General features: G+C 44.4%; 1 pseudogene. It reads right to left on the minus strand.

Annotation, left to right across the window (positions count from 1 at the left end):
• Window positions 1-735 (minus strand): annotated as a pseudogene (locus tag GON26_RS21480) (SprB repeat-containing protein); the annotation flags it as partial.

Raw genomic sequence — 735 nt, forward strand, 5'->3', positions numbered from 1 at the left:
TGTTATTGATAAGAGATGTACTAGCTACAAGAAATGATGGTTCTGTAATAGTAACGCTTGTTGTAGCTGTACAGCCGTTATTATCTGTTACGGTTGCGGTATAAGTTCCTGCAGCTAAACCAGTAGCTGTAGCAGCTGTTCCTCCAGAAGGTGCCCATGAATATGTATAAGTTCCTGTTCCGCCAATAGCAGTTACAGTTGCAGTTCCACTAGATGTTCCATTGCAAAGAACATCTGTTTTGGAAGTTGTAGCGGTAAGTACCGCTGGCTCATTGATAGTAGTGGTTTGTGTTCCGGTACATCCGTTAGCATCGGTTATGGTTACGGTATAATTTCCTGCCGATAAACCAGTAGCTGTAGCAGCAGTTCCTCCAGAAGGTGCCCAAGAATAAGTATAAGCTCCTGTTCCTCCTGTTGGTGTTGCAGTTGCAGTTCCATCATTGGCTCCATTACAGCTAATATCCGTTTTTGATACAGTTGCCGTTATAGCATCTGGTTCGGTAATAGTAACACTTGCTGTTCCGGTACAACCCATTACATCTGTAATGGTCACGGTATATGTTCCGGCCGTAAGCCCTGAAGCAGTAGGAGCAGTTCCACCAGAAGGACTCCAAGCGTAGGTATAACCTCCAGTTCCTCCAGTTGCTGTTACAGAGGCTGTTCCATTTGAACCTCCATTACAAGAAAGATTTGTTTGAGAAGTTGTTGCGGTTATAGCGGATGGTTCGGTAATAG

Origin of the sequence: Flavobacterium hydrocarbonoxydans (genome assembly GCF_009789235.1) — a bacterium.
GTDB classification, from domain to species: Bacteria; Bacteroidota; Bacteroidia; order Flavobacteriales; family Flavobacteriaceae; genus Flavobacterium; species Flavobacterium hydrocarbonoxydans.